The following is a 15,098-nucleotide window of genomic DNA, read 5'->3' as shown; positions in this document are numbered from 1 at the left end:
GGCTACTTTTTGCCCTTGTCCCCTGCGGCGTCGGCGGACAGCGCCGCGACGAAGGCCTCTTGCGGAACGTCAACCCGCCCAATGGTTTTCATCCGCTTTTTGCCCTCTTTCTGCTTCTCCAGCAGCTTGCGCTTGCGGGTGATGTCGCCGCCATAGCACTTGGACAGCACGTCCTTGCGGATCGCACGGATGTTCTCGCGCGCAATGATTTTCGATCCGATGGCCGCCTGGACGGGAACCTCGAACTGCTGGCGCGGGATGAGCTCCTTGAGCTTGGTGGTCATCTTGTTGCCGTAGGCCGCGGCGCCGTCTTTGTGCACGATCGCGCTGAACGCGTCGACCGCCTCGCCCTGCAGCAGTATGTCGACCTTGACCAGTTGCGCCGGTTGCTCGCCGGCCTCCTCGTAGTCGAGGCTGGCGTAACCGCGGGTGCGCGATTTCAGCGAGTCGAAGAAGTCGAAGATGATCTCACCCAGCGGCATGGTGTAGCGCAGTTCGACCCGTTCGGGCGACAGGTAATCCATGCCGCCCAGCTCGCCGCGGCGGGACTGGCACAGTTCCATGATGGTGCCGATGAATTCGCTGGGCGCGATGATCGTGGTCTTGACCACCGGCTCATAGACCTCGCGGATCTTGCCTTCCGGCCAGTCCGACGGGTTGGTCACCCGGATCTCGGTGTTGTCCTCTTTGATCACGCGATAGACGACATTGGGCGACGTCGAAATCAGGTCCAGGTTGAACTCGCGCTCCAGGCGCTCGCGGGTGATCTCCATGTGCAGCAGACCCAGGAAGCCGCAACGGAATCCGAAGCCCAGCGCCACCGACGTCTCCGGCTCATAGGTCAGGGCGGCATCGTTGAGTTGCAGCCGGTCCAGGGCATCCCGCAGATCCGGGTAATCCGAACCGTCCACCGGATACAGGCCCGAGTACACCATCGGCTTCGGTTCGCGGTATCCGGTCAGCGCCTCGGTGGCGCCGTGGCGCGCCGTCGTCACGGTGTCACCCACCTTGGATTGGCGGACGTCCTTCACGCCGGTGATCAAATAGCCGACCTCGCCGACCCCCAGCCCCTCGCTGGCCTTCGGCTCGGGCGAGACGATGCCGACCTCGAGCAGTTCGTGGGTGGCGCCGGTGGACATCATCGCGATGCGTTGGCGCGGGGTGATCTTGCCGTCGACCACCCGGACGTAGGTCACCACACCGCGGTAGATGTCGTAGACGGAGTCGAAGATCATGGCGCGCGCCGGCGCGTCGGCGTCACCCTGTGGGGGCGGCACCTCGCGCACCACATGGTCGAGCAGGTCGGCGACGCCATCACCGGTCTTGCCAGAGACGCGCAGCACGTCGCCCGGCTCGCAGCCGATGATGTGGGCGATCTCGGCGGCGTAGCGGTCGGGGTCCGCGGCGGGCAGGTCGATCTTGTTCAGCACCGGGATGATGTGCAGGTCGCGGTCCAGCGCCAGGTACAGGTTGGCCAGGGTCTGCGCCTCGATGCCCTGGGCGGCGTCGACCAGCAGCACCGCGCCCTCGCAGGCCTCCAGCGCGCGGGACACCTCGTAGGTGAAGTCGACGTGTCCGGGGGTGTCGATCAGGTGCAGCACGTAGTCGGTGTCACCCACCTTCCACGGCAGGCGCACGTTCTGGGCCTTGATGGTGATGCCGCGCTCGCGTTCGATGTCCATCCGGTCCAGGTACTGGGCGCGCATCGACCGCTCGTCGACGACGCCGGTGAGCTGGAGCATCCGGTCGGCCAACGTCGATTTGCCGTGGTCGATGTGGGCGATGATGCAGAAATTCCGAATCTGCGCCGGCGGCGTGAAGGTCTTGTCGGCGAAACTGCTGATGGAAATCTCCTGGTGCGTGCAAGCTTGGCGGGGCGCGGGGCGGCCGCTTCTGGGGCGGTTCGCGCGTATGTCCAGCGTATCCAGACACTGTCGCCCGGACCTAGTTGGACACAATCGCGGCCCACCGCTCGCGTCTATGCTGCGAATATGGCGTCTCCCCGCAAATCCCAGTGGAAGACGTTTCAGCGGTTCGCCGAGAATCTGGTGTTCAACGGCGCTTTACGCCTGGTCCGGCAGGTGCAGAATTCGCAGACCGTGCTGCGTGAGCTGCAGCAGGCCGTGCGGATCACCGCGAACGTCATCGCCGCTGTGGCGCCGCCGCCCACCGACACGCCCGTCACCGGCCGGCCGGTGACCAGCGCCAGCGTGCCGACCGCGCAACGGGCCCGCAAGCTGGTGTACGCGCCGAGCCTGGACGGCCGGGCCGATCCCGGCGAGATCGTCTGGACATGGGTGGTCTACGAGGACGATCCCACCCGCGGCAAGGACCGGCCCGTCCTGGTGGTGGGACGCGACCGCAGCGTCCTGCTGGGGTTGATGGTGTCCAGCCAGCAGCGCCACGCCGCGGATCCGAACTGGGTCGGAATCGGTTCTGGCCCTTGGGATTACGAGGGCAGGCTGAGCTGGGTTCGGCTGGACCGGGTGTTGGACGTGCCCGAAGAGGGCATTCGCCGCGAGGGCGCCATCTTGGATCGCGACATCTTCGACGCGGTGGCCGCGCGGCTGCGCGCCGACTATTCCTGGCGATAGTGCGCCGCCTGGCGTTGAGCTGCGGGCAATCAGCCCTGGGTGATGTAGGACTGCAGCTGCTGCTGCTCGGCCTCGAGTTCTTCCATCCGGGTCTTGACCACGTCGCCGATACTGACGATGCCGATCAGCTTCTTGCCGTCCATCACCGGCACGTGCCGGACCCGGTTCTTGGTCATCAACACGCTGATGGCGTCGACCTCGTCGGTCTTGGTGCAGGTGGCCAGCATCGACGTCATGATCTTGGACACCGGGCGCGACAGCACGCTGGCGCCGTGCGTGTGCAGCTGGCGCACCACGTCGCGCTCCGACACGATGCCGACGACACCCTCGTCGCCGACCACCACCATGGCGCCGATGTTCTGGTCACTCAGCCCGGCAAGCAGCTCGCGAACCGTCGCGTCCGGGTTGATCGTCACCACCGCCGCACCCTTGTTCCGCAAGACGTCCGCTATCCGCATTGAGGCCTCCAGCCGGGTTGTGATCTGCTTCACACCAGGCTACGGCTAACTAGCGCGGCGGAAAAGCCACTAGGAGAAGCTGCAAACAGATCGTGTCCAAGCGGTGAAAGCCGCGCGGATCGGCCGATTGAGCCACCGCGGACACCTTCGGCTTGCAAGATGGGGCCATGATCGAGGTCACGCTGCTGGGCACCGGAAGTCCGATCCCGGATCCGAACCGCGCCGGGCCGTCCACCCTGGTGCGGGCCGGTGGGCAGGCGTTCCTGGTCGATTGCGGGCGTGGGGTGCTGCAGCGCGCGGCCGCCGTCGGAGTGGGTGCTGCCGGCTTGACGGCGTTGCTACTCACCCACTTGCACAGCGACCACATCGGTGACCTCGGCGACGTCCTCATCACGCGGTGGATCAGCACCTTCGCCCCCGATCCCGCGCCGCTGCCCATCATCGGACCGCCCGGGACCGCCGAGGCGGTCGCGGCGACGCTGAATGCGCTCCGGCACGACATCGGCTACCGGATCGCCCATCACGCCGATATCAACGAGCCGCCGGCGGTGGACGTCCAGGAATACACCGAAGGCGCGGTCTGGGACCGCGACGGCCTGACCATCCGGGTGGGCCCCACCGATCACCGGCCGGTGGCCCCGACCATCGGCTTCCGGATCGATTACCAGGGCGCCTCGGTGGTGCTCGCCGGCGACACCGTCCCGTGCGCCGGCCTGGACGAGCTGGCAGCGGGCGCCGGCGCGCTGGTGCACACCGTGATCCGCAAGGACATCGTCGCCACCATCCCCCAGCAGCGGCTGCAAGACATCTGCGACTACCACTCGTCGGTGCAGGAAGCGGCGGCCACCGCGGCCCGCGCGGGAGTGGGCACCCTGGTCATGACGCACTACGTGCCGGCCCTGGTGCCCGGCCAGGAAGAACAGTGGCGGGCGTTGGCGGCCGCGCAGTTCGGCGGGCGCATCGAACTGGGTGACGACCTGCACCGCGTCCAGGTCGACGCGCCATCGTAACGCCGCGACTCACCGGGCGGGCGGAATTCGTTGCGCCGCAGCGGATAACGCAACCCCCGCCACCATCAGCCAGGTCAGCGCCAGCACCCGCGCGATCGGCAGGATCACGCCCAGCGCCGGCCAGATCAGCACTGCCGTCGTCAGTTCGGCGAGCGCGGCCGTCGCCAGACCGATCCAGACAACACCTCTGGGCATCAATCCGTGGCCGGGCACCGCGAGTGCGCCGACCAGCAGGCCCAACGCCACGATGTGTCCCGGGCCGCCGGTGAGAAACACCAACGCGTAGAGCGCCCGGACCACTGCCGCGTTGGCAGCGACTTCCGGTAGCGACAACGTCCAACCCAGCAGACCGGCCAGGCCGAGCGCACCGGCGGCCAGTGCGCCACCGGTCAACGCGATCGCGACGGACCCGGTTCCGGCCCTAAGTTGCCGCAGCCGGGCGCCGGCGATCGCCGCGTAGATCGCCAGCGGCACCGACGAGGCGAACGTCGCGACGGCGATGATGCGCACGGCAACCGGCTGGGCGCGAACGTAGCTGGTGACGGCGCCTGCCGGGCCGTAGGGCAACGGCATGACGCCCCCCACGGCGACGCCCAGGGCGATGCCGCCGACGAGCAGCCCGATGCAGAGCAGAGACAGTGCAACCAAGGCCGACCCGCGCCCGAGGGGCCGGACCGCGCCTTGTGCCGAATCGCTCATCCCTGCAACGGTATCGCCACGCCGGTGTACCGCCGACGGCTCGCTCCCGGGCTAGGCGAGCCGGGTCACCTCCACGATCACGTCGAGGTCGGTGGCGCCCTCCCCGGAGTAGATGCCCTTCAACGGGGACACGTCGGCGTAGTCGCGGCCGGAGCCCACGCCCACGTACTGCTCGGTGATCTCGGTGTCGTTGGTGGGGTCATAGCTCCACCACGCGCCGGTCCACGCCTCGATCCAGGCGTGGCTTCGCCCGTCCACGGTGTCCCCCACGACCGCGTCGCGTTTGGGATGCAGATAGCCCGAGACGTATTGCGCCGGAATGCCCATGCTGCGCAACACCATCAACGACAGATGCACGAAGTCCTGGCAGACACCCTTGCCCTCTTTGAGCGCGTCCAGCCCCGAGGAGGCCACGCTGGTGGTCCCGGGAAGGTATTCGAGTTCGTCGCGCACCCAATTGGCCACGGCGACAACTGCTTCGGCCGGCTTGTAGGCCTTACTGATCTTCTTGGCCACCGACGCCACCCGCTTGCTGGCCGGGGTGTGCTCGGTGGGGCGCAGCAGCTCGTCGTAGCGATCGATCACGGCCTCCGACTGCAGGTCGCTCCAGCCCACCTCGGTCGAGGGCGGCTCGGCGCGTTCGGTTTCCACCACCGACGACGACATCACCGTGAGATCGGTATGGGGAGCGTGCAGGTCGAACGCCGTGACCGCGGTGCCCCAGTAGTCGATGTAGCGGTAGGACCGCGTCGCCGGGATTGTTTCGACGCGGTTGAGGATGACGTTCTGCCGGGTGTTAGACCGCGGGGTCAGCCGGGCTTCGTTATAGGAGGCGGTCACCGGCGACTGGTAGGCGTATCCCGTGGTGTGCACCACCCGCAGCCGCCACATCAGCCGTCGCCTTTGCGGCTGACCAGCCGGCCGTGCTGGCCGGCGTCCGACCACGCCACCCAGGGTGTCACGTGGAAGTACTGCAGTGCCAACGCTTCTCCGACATCGCGGCAGGTGCTCTGCAGCCCCGCCAGGCGGCTCTCCAAGGTTTCCAGCAGCACGCCGGGCTGGACGAACTCCAACTCGCTGCGGGCCTGACCGAGCAGTCGCTGCGCCTCGGCGGTGGGCCCGATCCGGCTCTGCCGGTTACCCACCAGTTCGTCGAGGTTGTGTTCGGCCAGCCGCAGCGAATAGAACACCGAACGCGGAAACAGCCTGTCTAACAACATGAATTCGACCACCCGGGCCGCGTCCAGTACCCCGCGGTAGGTGCGCAGGTAGGTGTCGTGTGCGCCCGCCGAACGCAACAGCGTCACCCACGCCGGGGATGAGGCGCTGTCACCCACTCGCGACAGCAACAGCCGCACCGTCATGTCGACCCGCTCGATCGCCCGGCCCAGCACCATGAACCGGTAGCCGTCGTCGCGCGACAGCGTCGAGTCGGCCAGGCCGGCGAACATCGCCGCGCGCCGTTCGATGAACGACAAGAATTCGTGTGGCCCGAGGCGTTTGGCGGCACGTTGGCGTTCCGGCAGGGTGTGGTAGGTGGTGTTTAGGCACTCCCATATCTCGCTGGAGGTCACCTCGCGTGCCGACTTCGCGTTCTCCCGCGCCGAGGTGATGGCGTCGACGATCGAGCAGCCGCCCCGTGCGTTGGTGCTGTAGGCCACCAGGTCGGTCAACGACCACACGTCCAGGTCGTGAACCGGCGGGTCGATACCGAGCACCCGCAGCAGCAGGCGCGAAGCCTGGTCGGGGTCGACGCTGGAGTCCTCGAGCAGCTGGTGCAGCGCGACGTCCAGGATGCGCGCGGTGTCGTCGGCGCGTTCGACGTAGCGGCCGATCCAGTAGAGCGCCTCGGCGTTACGTGCCAGCATCGTGCACCGCCCTTTGCTGTTGCTGCTGCTCGAGCTGCTCGCGCCGGGGCAGTTCAGTGGGTTGCGCCTGCTGAGACGTCAGCCGCGGCTCGTCGTCGAGCAATGGATCCGGCATCGAGGCGGGCAATGACCGCACCACCTCCGCCGCCTCGAGTTCGTGGTCACCGGCCGCCGCCCGCGACGCCAGCACCCAGGTGTCCTTGGAACCGCCCCCTTGGCTGGAGTTGACCACCCGCGAGCCCTCGACCAGGGCCACCCGGCTCAAGCCGCCGGGCAGCACCCACACCTCGTTGCCGTCGTTGACCGCGAACGGCCGCAGATCCACGTAGCGCGGCGCCAGGGTGTTGCCGATCTGTGTGGGCACCGTCGAAAGCTCCATCATCGGCTGCGCGATCCAGCTGCGCGGATCGTCGCGCACCTTCTTGGCCACGGCAGCCAATTCCTTGGCCGAGGCCTCCGGGCCGAACACGATGCCGTAGCCGCCGGACCCCTCCACCGGCTTGAGGACCAACTCGTCGATGCGGTCCAGCACCTCTTCGCGCTCGTCATCGAGCCAGCAGCGCAACGTCTCCACGTTGGCCAGCAGCGGCTTCTCACCCAGGTAGTACTCGATCATGGTGGGCACATAGGTGTAGACGAGTTTGTCGTCGCCGACACCGTTGCCGATTGCGCTGGAGATGGAGACGTTGCCGGCGCGCGCGGCGTTGACCAGGCCGGCCACCCCCAGCATCGAATCGGCGCGAAACTGTAGCGGGTCCAGGAAGGCGTCGTCGATGCGCCGATAGATGACGTCGACCTGACGCTCGCCCTCGGTGGTGCGCATGTACACCTGGTTGTCGCGGCAGAACAGGTCGCGCCCTTCGACCAGCTCGACACCCATCTGACGGGCCAGCAGTGAATGCTCGAAGTAAGCCGAGTTGTACACGCCCGGGGTCAGCACCACCACCGTCGGGTCGGCCTCGTTGGTGGCCGCCGAGTTGCGCAGCGCCCGCAGCAGGTGCGAGGCATAGTCGTCGACCGCGCGCACCCGGTGGGTGGCGAACAGGTTCGGGAAGACGCGCGCCATGGTGCGGCGGTTCTCCATGACGTAGGACACACCCGACGGCGAGCGCAGGTTGTCCTCGAGAACCCGCCAGACGCCCTTCTCATCGCGGATCAGGTCGATGCCCGCGACGTGGATCCGCACGCCGTTGGGCGGGACGATGCCCATGGCCTGGCGGTGGAAGTGTTCGCACGACGTGATCAGCCGGCGCGGGATGACGCCGTCGGTGAGAATTTCCTGGTCGCCATAAATGTCGTCGAGGTACATCTCGAGCGCCTTGACCCGCTGGGTGATGCCGCGCTCCAGCCGGGTCCACTCGGCGGCCGAGATCACCCGCGGCACCAGGTCCAGCGGAAACGGCCGTTCCTGGCCCGACAACGAGAAGGTGATTCCCTGGTCGAGGAAGGCGCGGGATAGCGCTTCAGCGCGAGCTTTCAGCTCCGAGGCGTCCGATGGCGCAAGCTCGGCGTAGATGCCCTTGTAGGGGCCGCGGACGGTGCCCTGTGCGTCGAACATCTCGTCGAACGCCATCTGGTAAACGTCCGAGGAGTCGTTGTAACCGCCGAAAATCCGCTCAGAACGCGCAGCGCGAGACCCCCGCTTGGTGTCGTCAAGCTGGTTCGTAAGACTCACTGTTCAGATGCTGCCTCAGGTCGACGTTCTGGCAGCCCACGTGTTCCCGTTTTGGGAGAAAACGTAACTCACTGATAACCTGGGCAGTCGCTGTGGCGATATCCGGCGCCCACAAAAACGTCCAACCGAAGAAGGAACTCCAGCGTGGCCAACATCAAGTCGCAGCAGAAGCGCAACAAGACGAACGAGCGCGCTCGCCTGCGCAACAAGTCGGTGAAGTCGTCGCTGCGTACCGCTGTCCGCGCGTTCCGCGAGGCCGCCCACGCCGGGGACAAAGACAAGGCCGCCGAGCTGCTGGTGTCGACCAACCGCAAGCTGGACAAGGCGGCCAGCAAGGGCGTGATCCACAAGAACCAGGCGGCGAACAAGAAGTCGGCGCTGGCGCAGGCCCTCAACAAGATCTGAGGCCCCACAGCCGACGATCCGCCGCCTAGTGGTTGCGCTGGGCGGCTAGTTCGGCAACCTGCCGGACGGCGGATTCCAGGGCGTAATCGGCGTCTACCACCGCCCCCTTGACGTTCGCGTTCAGCGCGGCCACCACCTTCATCGCCGTCGCCACCGAGTCACGCGACCAACGCCGGGCCTGTTTCTGGGCCTTCTGGACCCGCCAGGGTGGCATTCCGAGCTGCGACGCCAGGCGGTAGGGATCGCCCGACAGGGGGCCGACCCGCCCGATTGTGTGGATCGCCTCGGCCAGCGCATCCGCCAGCACCACCAGCGGCTCGCCCCGCATCATCGCCCACCGCAGCGCCTCGGCGGCTCCTTCGATGTCGCCGGCCACCGCCTTGTCCGCGATGTCGAAGCCCTTCACCTCGGCCCTGCCGCTGTGGTAGCGGCGCACCGCGGCGGCGTCGACCACGCCGCCGGTGTCCGCGACCAGCTGGGAGCAGGCGGAGGCCAACTCGCGCAGATCGGAACCGACCGAATCCAGCATGGCGGTCACCGTCTCCTCGTCGACCTTGACTCGCAGGCCGCGAAATTCCTTGCGGACGAAGTCGATGCGTTCGCTGAGTTTGGTGATCCGCGCGCACGCATGTACCTCGGCGCCAAGCTTTTGCAGCTCGGTGGCCAGCGCCTTCGCCCGCCCGCCGCCCGAGTGCACCACCACCAGCACGACACCCGTCGGCATGTCGCTCGCGGCCGAAACAATCACCGCCGCAGCGTCTTTGCCCGCTTCGCCGGCGGCCTCCAGCACGACGATGCGCTCGTCGGCGAACAGCGACGGACTCAACAGCTCGGCCAGTTCATACGTGCTGACATCGCCCGCCCGCATCCGGTTGACCGGAACGTCGTGGGTGCCGGCCCGTTTCCGCGCCGCGCGCAGCACATCGGCGACCGCCCGCTCGACCAGCAGTTCCTCGTCTCCCAGGACCAGGTGCAACGGCGAAACCTCGCTCACCCCACGATCGTGTCACGCCGCACCGACCGCGCCGCTCGCGGATCCGGCGGGACAATCCCTCCTACCCCACGCCGGACAGCGCCCAGGCCAGCCCCGCCAGCGCCGCCCCTGCCGCCGCGAAGCGGAACGGCCGCCATCGCCACAGCACCACCGCCAGCACCGTGACCCCGGCGACGATCACCATGCCGGGCACACCCGGCGGGACCGGCAGCGTCGCGCCGGGCATGCCGGCCGCCCAACGGGCCACCCCGTCCACCCACCACAACTCCGGGCCGGTGAACCGGATCAGCAGCCGCGCCGCGGCCGGCCACTCCGCACACAGCGCGGCCGCCGCCGTACCGAGCACCGTGATCGGCGCGATCACGGCGGCCACGGCCAGATTCGCCAGCGTGGCGACCACACTGAATCGGCCCGAGATCGCCGCCACCAGCGGCGCGGTCACCACCTGTGCGGCCCAGGCGACGGCGAGCGCGTCGGCCAGCGGCTTGGGCCACCCCTTGGCCACCAGGCGCCGCGACCAGGCCGGCGCGACGACGATCAGCGCACCGGTGGCGACCACCGACAGCGCGAAGCCCACGTCGACGGCCAGCGCGGGTGCGACGGCCAGCAGCACCAGCACGGTCGCACCCAGGGCCGGGACGGCTTGGCGCCGACGCGACGACAGCATCCCCACCAGCGCAATGGCGCCCATCACGGCCGCCCGCAGCACACTTGCCGTCGGCTGCACGACGATGACGAACGCCACCAGCGCCAGCGCGGCGAGCGCGACCGCCGCGCGGGGGCCGACCAACCGAGCCGAAAACAGCACGGCCGCACACACGATCGTCACGTTGGCGCCCGATACCGCCATCAGGTGCGTCATACCGGCCGCGCGAAAGTCGCGGCTGGTCTCGGTCGGCACCGCCGAGGTGTCACCGAGCACCAGCGCGGGCAGCATCGCGGCCTGCTCGCCGGGCAACGTGTCGCGGACCGCGGCGGCGAACCGGCTGCGCACCCCATGCGCCGCCCGTTGTATGGCGCTGCCGGTGCCCATGGTCGGCGGCCCGGACGCGTTGAGCACCGCGACGGTCAGGTCGCGACGGGTCGGCCGGCCGATGCGCGCGGTGAACCGCACCGGCTGGCCCACCACCACGGCGGCGAAGTCCGACGCGCGGGCGAAAACGACGACCCGGCCGGATGTCTGATCGTCACGCACGCGTTTCAGGGCGGCGCGAAACATCAACCGGCCGCCGCCCAACGACACCGCACTCTCGGTGGGGGTGACCGTGACCGGAGCCCTGCTGCCGAACGCCGCGGTGATCGGGTGGTGAGCGACCGCGTCGGCGCGCATCGCCACGGCGAAGCCGTATCCCGCTCCCACCACGCCGACCGCGGCCAGGCCGGCGCTGATCGGCCGCAACCGTGCCCAGCGGCCGGGCCGGCGCACGCTGCGCCACCCCAGCACACCGGACGCCGCGATCAGCGCGACGCAGCACCAGGCGAGGATCCGGCCGGCCGGCCACCAGATGCCGGCGGCCGTCACCGCCCAACAGGTCAACGCGGCCGGCACCAGGCGCACGTCGATATGTGCCGAAGCCGATTCGCCGCCCGGCCCGGGAGGAAGCACCGGTGTCAGACACGGACCAGGGCGCGCAGTTTCTCCAACCGCGCCGGCCCGATGCCCTCGACGTCGGCGAGCTGCTCAACGCTGGTGAACTTGCCGTTGGACTGCCGCCACGCCACGATCGCGGCGGCGGTGACCGGCCCCACCCCGGGCAGCGCATCGAGCTCCTGCACGGTCGCGGTGTTCAGGTCGACCGGCTGGCCCGGCTTCGGCTTGGCCGATCCCGGCCCGGGTGCCGGTGCCTTCGACGTCGGTGTGGTTCCGGTGGCCACCGAGCTGCCCAGCGCCGTCGGCTGACCCGGCACCGGAGCGAGACCGACCACGATCTGTTCACCGTCACCCAGCGGCCGGGCCATGTTCAGTCCGATGGTGTCGGCGCCGTTCACCGCCCCGCCGGCGGCCTGCAACGCGTCGGCGACGCGCGCCCCCGGCGCGAGCGTCACCAGCCCCGGGGTGTGCACCAAACCGACCACGCTGACCACCACCGGGCGGTCGGGGCCTGGGAGCTGTGTGGTGGCCGGGCCTGTCGACGACCTGGGGACGGCCGTCGACACCTTCTGCACCGGAGGCAGCTTGGCCGACATCACCGGCGCCGGCTGGTCGCGCAGCAACGTGAAGACGGTGACCAGCACCGCCAGTGCCGCCACGATCGCCAGCCCGATGGCACCGGCGCGGCCGGGATCGGCGCGGATCCGGCCCAGCCAGCCGCGGTCCCGCGACGCGTCGGGAAGCCACCGCGGCAGCAGCGAATTCTGGTCGTCGTCGGGGGTGCCGTCGGTCGAGGCGGACCCGGCGTCCTCCGACTCGGAACACCCATCGGTCTCCGGTTCAGCGTGGAGCCGCCGCTGCAGGCGCTCCGCCGGAAGTTCTGTTCGCATGGGCCGACGGTAGGTCCGCGGACCGCCACACCGGCGCCGCTCAACGGCGCCACGGGGCCGATCTGTGGATTAACCCGAGGCTGTGCACGGGACCCCGCGAGCGATGGGTCAAGATGGAAGTCGAGCGAACGACCGACATCGTCAGAAAGCAGCTCTGGACGGTGGGTCGCCACGGTCACCGGAGAAACGACAGGAGGCTGCCATGCAACTGGCGCTCACGCCCGAGGAAGCCGCGTTCCGCGACGAACTGCGCACCATCTACACGACCAAGATCCCGGAGGACGTGCGCGAGCGGGTGCGCCGGGGCTCGGCGGAGGTCAACCACGAGGACATCGTCACCAGCCACAAGATCCTGCACGAGCACGGGCTGGCGGTACCGAACTGGCCGGTGGAGTGGGGCGGCAAGGACTGGACGCCGACCCAGCATCAGATCTGGGCCGACGAAATGCAGCTGGCCTGCGTGCCGGAGCCGCTGAACTTCAACACCAAAATGGTGGGCCCGGTGATCGCCGAATTCGGTTCGGAGGAGGTCAAGCAGCGCTTCCTGCCCCCGACGGCCAGCCTGGACATCTGGTGGTGCCAGGGATTCTCCGAGCCCGAGGCCGGCTCGGACCTGGCGTCGCTGCGCACCACCGCCGTCCGCGACGGCGACGACTACGTCGTGAACGGCCAAAAAACCTGGACCACGCTGGGCCAGTATGCGGACTGGATCTTCTGCCTGGTCCGCACCGACCCGCAGGCGCCCAAGCGGCAGGCCGGCATCTCGTTCCTGCTGTTCGACATGAAGACACCCGGCGTCACCCTGCGGCCCATCAAGACGATCGACGGCGGCCACGAGATCAACGAGGTCTTCTTCGAAGACGTCCGGGTGCCCGCCAATCAGCTTGTCGGAGAAGAGAACCAGGGCTGGACGTACGCGAAGTTCCTGCTGGGCAACGAGCGCACGGGCATCGCCGGTGTGGGGCGAACCAAGGTGCGCCTCGCAGAGGCGAAGAAACACGCCGCGGCCACCGGGGTGCTCACCGACCCGCTGTTCGCGGCGCGGCTGGCCGAGGTCGAAAACGAGCTGCTGGCACTGGAACTCACGCAGTCGCGGGTGGTCACCGACTCCGCCGACGGACAGCCCAACCCGGCATCGTCGGTGCTCAAGCTGCGAGGCAGCCAACTGCAGCAGGCGGCCACCGAACTGCTGGTCGAGGTCGCCGGGCCGGATGCGCTGCCGGCCGACGGCGAAGACATCTCATCGCCATCCTGGGCGCAACACAGTGCGCCGCACTACCTCAACTACCGCAAGACGACGATCTACGGCGGTAGCAGCGAGGTGCAGCGCAACATCATCGCGTCGACGATTCTGGGATTGTGAGGCAGCCATGGACTTTCAGCTGAGCGACGAGCAAGCCCTGCTCCGCGACACCACCCGCGACCTGTTGTCGCGCACCTATGACCCGGAGAGCCGCAACAAGATCATCGGCTCCGACCTCGGCTGGAGCCGCGAGGTGTGGAATCAGCTCGCGGACACCGGGATTCTCGGTCTGGGATTCGAGCCGGAGGAGTCCGGCCAGATCGAGATCATGGTGGTGCTCAACGAGGTCGGGCGGCGGCTGGCCCCCGAGCCGGTGCTGCACGCGGCGCTGGGTCCCGGTGCGCTGATCGCCGAGCTGGGCAGCGCCGAGCAGAAGGAACTGCTCGACGAGGTCGCGGGCGGCCAGCGGCTGCTGGCGTTCGCCCACCTCGAGCCGGGCCAGCGCAAGCCGTCCGCCGAAGTGAGCACCAAGGCTGCGCAGCAAGGTGATTCGTGGACGCTGAGCGGCCGGAAGAACCCGGTGCTGGCCGGGGACTGCGCCGACACCCTGGTGGTCAGCGCCGCCCTGCCGAACGGCGGCACCGGCCTGTTCCTGGTCGACGCGGCGACGGTGACCAGGCACCCGTACCGGACGTTCGACGGACAGCGCGGCGCCCAGATCGATCTGGACTCCACCGCAGCCGAGCCGCTGGGCGAGGCGGTCGACGCATCGGGCGCCATCCGCGACGCCATCGTGCGAATCTCCTCGGCGCTGTGCGCCGAAGCGCTGGGAGCGATGGAGGAGTCGCTGCGCCTGACCACCGATTACCTCAAGACCCGCAAGCAGTTCGGCGTCACGCTCAACAAATTCCAGGCGCTCACGCAGCGCGCGGCCGACATGTACGTGTCGCTGGAAATGGCCCGCAGCATGACCCTGTACGCGGCCATGTCGATCGCCGACGGCAACATCGACCCGGTGATCGCCTCGCGCGCCAAGCTGCAGATCGGCCGCTCGGGCCGGCACATCGCGCAGGAGTCGGTTCAGATGCACGGCGGCATCGGCGTGACGGCCGAATACCCGGTCAGCCACTACGCCGCCCGGCTGACCGCGATCGAAAACACCCTGGGCACCTCGGGTGAGCACCTGCACAACCTGATCGATCACCTCGGCGACTACGACCTGGCCCGCCTGTAACGCATGGCCGGGCCCGCGGAGCTGACCGAGAAGGTCGTCGAGTTCCTGTCGGCCGGCACCCGGACCGGGATGCTGGGGTACGTGGCTGCCGACGGCCGCCCGCTGGTGGCCCCGGTGTGGTTCGTCGTCGACAACGGTGAGCTGGTGTTCAACACCGGGCGCGACACCGCGAAAGGCCGTGCGCTGGCTCGGGATTCACGCGTCGTGATCTGCGTCGACGACCCGTCCCCGCCCTATTCGTTTGTCCAGGTGCAGGGCATTGCGACCGCGCAGGACGGCGCCGAGGACCTGCTCGAGATCGCTACCCGGATCGGTGGGCGCTACATGGGAGCAGATCGCGCCGACGAGTTCGGCCGGCGCAACGCCGTTCCCGGTGAGCTGGTGGTGCGAGTCCGGCCGACGAAGGTGAACGCGGCCTTCGATATCGCCGGCTGAAC

Annotated in this window: 14 protein-coding genes and 1 pseudogene; 6 read left to right on the top strand and 9 right to left on the bottom strand. The window is 68.6% G+C overall.

Annotation, left to right across the window (positions count from 1 at the left end):
- Positions 1-2 precede the first annotated feature (2 nt).
- A pseudogene (gene lepA / locus ACIUM1_RS23090) lies at positions 3-2,010 on the bottom strand (translation elongation factor 4).
- On the opposite strand from lepA, the gene ACIUM1_RS23085 reads away from it, so the two are divergent.
- Positions 1,992-2,594 carry a type II toxin-antitoxin system PemK/MazF family toxin gene (locus tag ACIUM1_RS23085; protein WP_406814840.1) on the top strand — a complete coding sequence of 201 codons (603 nt, stop codon included), beginning with the start codon at positions 1,992-1,994 and terminating at the stop codon, positions 2,592-2,594. The pseudogene lepA and the gene ACIUM1_RS23085 sit on opposite strands and share 19 nt — an antisense overlap.
- A gap of 29 nt (positions 2,595-2,623) precedes the next feature.
- On the opposite strand, the gene ACIUM1_RS23080 is transcribed toward ACIUM1_RS23085, so the two are convergent.
- Entirely contained in the window at positions 2,624-3,052 is a 429-nt protein-coding gene (locus ACIUM1_RS23080) for a CBS domain-containing protein (RefSeq protein WP_406817826.1), read from the bottom strand.
- Positions 3,053-3,219: 167 nt separating this feature from the next.
- Between ACIUM1_RS23080 and ACIUM1_RS23075 the strand changes: the two genes are divergently transcribed.
- The gene (locus ACIUM1_RS23075; RefSeq protein ID WP_406814839.1) at positions 3,220-4,062 is read left to right on the top strand and encodes a ribonuclease Z; all 843 of its coding nucleotides are present in this window, start codon (positions 3,220-3,222) and stop codon (positions 4,060-4,062) included.
- A gap of 9 nt (positions 4,063-4,071) precedes the next feature.
- On the opposite strand, the gene ACIUM1_RS23070 is transcribed toward ACIUM1_RS23075, so the two are convergent.
- Genes ACIUM1_RS23070 through ACIUM1_RS23055 form a run of 4 tightly spaced genes read right to left on the bottom strand, consistent with a single transcriptional unit; the run spans position 4,072 to position 8,304 of the window.
- On the bottom strand, positions 4,072-4,761 hold the full coding sequence (locus ACIUM1_RS23070; RefSeq protein WP_406814838.1) for a hypothetical protein: 690 nt from the start codon (positions 4,759-4,761) through the stop codon (positions 4,072-4,074).
- A gap of 51 nt (positions 4,762-4,812) precedes the next feature.
- Complete coding sequence (locus ACIUM1_RS23065) at positions 4,813-5,652, bottom strand: transglutaminase domain-containing protein (RefSeq protein ID WP_406814837.1); 840 nt, start codon at positions 5,650-5,652, stop codon at positions 4,813-4,815.
- The gene (locus ACIUM1_RS23060) at positions 5,652-6,629 is read right to left on the bottom strand and encodes an alpha-E domain-containing protein (RefSeq protein ID WP_406814836.1); all 978 of its coding nucleotides are present in this window, start codon (positions 6,627-6,629) and stop codon (positions 5,652-5,654) included. Before ACIUM1_RS23060 ends, ACIUM1_RS23065 begins: the two co-directional genes overlap by 1 nt.
- On the bottom strand, positions 6,616-8,304 hold the full coding sequence (locus ACIUM1_RS23055) for a circularly permuted type 2 ATP-grasp protein (protein ID WP_406814835.1): 1,689 nt from the start codon (positions 8,302-8,304) through the stop codon (positions 6,616-6,618). The genes ACIUM1_RS23060 and ACIUM1_RS23055 overlap by 14 nt, the downstream gene beginning before the upstream one ends.
- Before the next feature lie 144 nt (positions 8,305-8,448).
- Between ACIUM1_RS23055 and rpsT the strand changes: the two genes are divergently transcribed.
- Positions 8,449-8,709: a 30S ribosomal protein S20 gene (gene rpsT / locus ACIUM1_RS23050; RefSeq protein WP_406814834.1), complete on the top strand. Its 261-nt coding sequence runs from the start codon at positions 8,449-8,451 to the stop codon at positions 8,707-8,709.
- 25 nt (positions 8,710-8,734) lie between these two features.
- On the opposite strand, the gene holA is transcribed toward rpsT, so the two are convergent.
- From holA to ACIUM1_RS23035, 3 genes are all read right to left on the bottom strand, one after another.
- Entirely contained in the window at positions 8,735-9,685 is a 951-nt protein-coding gene (gene holA / locus ACIUM1_RS23045) for a DNA polymerase III subunit delta (protein WP_406817825.1), read from the bottom strand.
- A gap of 79 nt (positions 9,686-9,764) precedes the next feature.
- Positions 9,765-11,261: a ComEC/Rec2 family competence protein gene (locus ACIUM1_RS23040; protein ID WP_406817824.1), complete on the bottom strand. Its 1,497-nt coding sequence runs from the start codon at positions 11,259-11,261 to the stop codon at positions 9,765-9,767.
- Positions 11,262-11,314: 53 nt separating this feature from the next.
- Positions 11,315-12,184, bottom strand: a complete 870-nt coding sequence (locus tag ACIUM1_RS23035) for a ComEA family DNA-binding protein (protein WP_406814833.1) — start codon at positions 12,182-12,184, stop codon at positions 11,315-11,317.
- A gap of 202 nt (positions 12,185-12,386) precedes the next feature.
- Here ACIUM1_RS23035 and ACIUM1_RS23030 point away from each other — a divergent pair, with 202 nt between their 5' ends.
- From ACIUM1_RS23030 to ACIUM1_RS23020, 3 genes are read left to right on the top strand one after another with little or no spacing between them, the layout of a single operon-like run.
- Complete coding sequence (locus ACIUM1_RS23030; RefSeq protein WP_406814832.1) at positions 12,387-13,547, top strand: acyl-CoA dehydrogenase family protein; 1,161 nt, start codon at positions 12,387-12,389, stop codon at positions 13,545-13,547.
- A 7-nt stretch (positions 13,548-13,554) separates the two neighbouring features.
- The gene (locus tag ACIUM1_RS23025) at positions 13,555-14,661 is read left to right on the top strand and encodes an acyl-CoA dehydrogenase family protein (RefSeq protein WP_406814831.1); all 1,107 of its coding nucleotides are present in this window, start codon (positions 13,555-13,557) and stop codon (positions 14,659-14,661) included.
- 3 nt (positions 14,662-14,664) lie between these two features.
- Positions 14,665-15,096 (top strand): PPOX class F420-dependent oxidoreductase, encoded by a 432-nt coding sequence (locus ACIUM1_RS23020; RefSeq protein WP_406814830.1) that lies wholly within the window; start codon positions 14,665-14,667, stop codon positions 15,094-15,096.
- Positions 15,097-15,098: the final 2 nt, after the last annotated feature.

It is taken from the genome of Mycobacterium sp. M23085 (assembly GCF_045343915.1).
GTDB lineage: Bacteria > Actinomycetota > Actinomycetes > Mycobacteriales > Mycobacteriaceae > Mycobacterium.
The sequence above is the reverse complement of the archived record's forward strand: the minus strand, read 5'-3'. Positions and strand labels throughout refer to the sequence as shown.